We start from the raw sequence: 2,177 nt of genomic DNA, 5'->3' as shown, positions 1-2,177 counted from the left end.
GGATCATGGGGCGCTTACGATTTTCTCAATGAAATATAACAAACAATTCAAGCAGACCCTCAACGCGTAGCATTTTTATTGTGCGTTGAGTTTGGTGATTACGGTGTTGTGCGGAAGCTTGGTAGTAGCGTTTCGGGCTACTTAATTGGGCGTTAGTTTGCTACAGGCTAGCAGTTAACTAGCCTAAGCTTGCTCTTACATCCGCAATGGTGATGAAGAGTTTGTTTTCAGCGTCTTGAAATGCCTGAAAGCCATAGCGTTCATAAAAATATTTTGCACCGTCTTTGGCATCAACGATAACAACTGGAAATGCAACGCTATCACTAGCAGCTAATAGCTTTCTGAGTGCATCGATGAGCAGCCACTCACCAAAGCCTTTCCCTTTGTATCTGTCATCGACAGCAAGACGGGCAATTAGGCCACCAGAGGTGGATGATTGGTGCTTTTTTTGTAATTTATCGGGCAATGCCTTTAAGTCAATTGGTGTCATTGTTAGCGTGTAAAAGCCGATGATATGTGAGCTGTTGTTATCATCTTCCAGAACAAACGTTCTGGTGTTGTCTTTCTTTGCTTGCTGACTCGCCATTACTTTTAAGTAATTATTGAGAGCTTCGATACCACAGTTGAATCGGTTTCTATCGTGTTTAACTTTATCTAAAAGTACCGTATTCATCATTGAGCCTTGCTCTCGTATCGTTCAGAGGCCGCTCTTAGTTTTGAGTTCTGTGCTGTTGGGCGGTCTAATGCGTCCATCAGCAAAATCGCATCGGCTTGGCTCAGTTTTAAAGCTTGCTCACGTTCAATGACTTGTTTAGCCTTTTCAATTGCAGCGCTTAGAACAAATGAGTTAATACTAGACATACCAGCGATAGCGGCAGCTTTAGTGAGTAAATCTTGTGTATCGACATCAACTCTAGCGGTGATGCGAGGCAAAGTAGTAGCCATAATGTTATCTCCTGTTGTGTCAAAATGTCACATGGGTATTATGGTCTTAAAATGTGCAATTAGCAATCGTTGTGTCACTTTGGCACGCAAACTAACAAACAATTCAAGTGGATTCTCAACGCGTGGCAGTTTTACTATGCGTTGAGTAAAGTGTTTTACGGTGCAATGCGGTGGCTTGGTCAGTGCGTTGTTCACCACTTAATTGGGCGTTAGCTGTATAAGCAGTCCTCTATTTTTAGGAACAAAGAGATATGTATGAAATTAAGTTTGATACTATTCAATCTGACGGGGTGATAGATTCTCCCGTAGATGAGTTAATAAAACTAAATAGCGTTTTACGATATGAGAAGTTGTATGATCAAGTAGTTGAATCTTATCTTGATTTTAAGGTTAATTTATATAAAAGAGTATTGGCCTTTTCTGCTCAGAATGGGTTCTATTTATCTGATATGCATATAAAAAACTACGAAGATAACAGCCATTTAAATAGGTTGTTATTCAATTTCTTGAATTTCGGAAAGTTGTATGTTGATAAGTTTTATTTGCCTGAGAATAGATTTTCTGAAAAATCATGTTATATCTTTGATGTGACTGGGAATTCTTGTGATTTAGAGCTTGCTAAGAAATTCAAAGAGAGTGAAAAAGAAAAAAATCTTGGCTTCTTCGTTGGGATTGAACTTAGGAATGTATCTCAACATCGAGACTTGGTAATTAATGGTAGTGTCCAAAGCGTAAGTGTGAAGAGTGACGAAAAATCCGTAAATGTATCATTCCATATTCCGATTTATAGAGATGAATTAATAAGTCTATTACCAGCTTCAAAGAAATCTTTAAAGAGAAGGATAAAATTAGAATATGGTTGCGACATGGATTTACATGTAGTATTAGATGAATTTATGCTTGGTATATATAATCTTCATAATTTCTCAAGAAAAGCCATTAAAAATAATCTTGATGTAATCAAAGAAAGTGACGCCGTTATCAGTTCAAAATTATCAAGTGTCCATCATGCACTGGAATTGATTGACTATTTATATGGAAAGAATATAGAAAAGCCGGATTTTTCAAACCTTAGATATGGATTGTATAAATCATAATGGTATTTAATACAGCTAACAAACGCTTCAAGAGGGACAGCCAACGCGCGGCATTTTTACTATGCGTTGGTTTTTGTGATTACGGTGTTATGCGGTAAGTTGGTAGTAGCGTTGGCTGCCCCTTAAGCGGGCGTT

Annotated in this window: 3 protein-coding genes; 1 reads left to right on the top strand and 2 read right to left on the bottom strand. The window is 38.0% G+C overall.

Translation table 11 applies throughout. The features are described from left to right. Positions 1 to 178: 178 nt before the first annotated feature. Together PL85_RS17655 and PL85_RS17650 are read right to left on the bottom strand one after the other, a co-directional pair. Positions 179 to 676, bottom strand: coding sequence for a GNAT family N-acetyltransferase (locus PL85_RS17655; protein WP_013867769.1), 498 nt, complete (start codon positions 674 to 676; stop codon positions 179 to 181). Further along, positions 673 to 945: a type II toxin-antitoxin system TacA family antitoxin gene (locus PL85_RS17650; protein WP_013867770.1), complete on the bottom strand. Its 273-nt coding sequence runs from the start codon at positions 943 to 945 to the stop codon at positions 673 to 675. The genes PL85_RS17655 and PL85_RS17650 overlap by 4 nt, the downstream gene beginning before the upstream one ends. 251 nt (positions 946 to 1,196) lie before the next feature. Here PL85_RS17650 and PL85_RS17645 point away from each other — a divergent pair, with 251 nt between their 5' ends. Then, positions 1,197 to 2,042: a hypothetical protein gene (locus tag PL85_RS17645; protein WP_115340180.1), complete on the top strand. Its 846-nt coding sequence runs from the start codon at positions 1,197 to 1,199 to the stop codon at positions 2,040 to 2,042. The last annotated feature ends 135 nt before the right edge of the window (positions 2,043 to 2,177 follow it).

The organism is Vibrio anguillarum (assembly GCF_001989995.2).
Taxonomy (GTDB): Bacteria; Pseudomonadota; Gammaproteobacteria; order Enterobacterales; family Vibrionaceae; genus Vibrio; species Vibrio anguillarum.
Note: the sequence above shows the minus strand (reverse complement) of the source record. Positions and strands in the feature narration are given on the sequence as shown.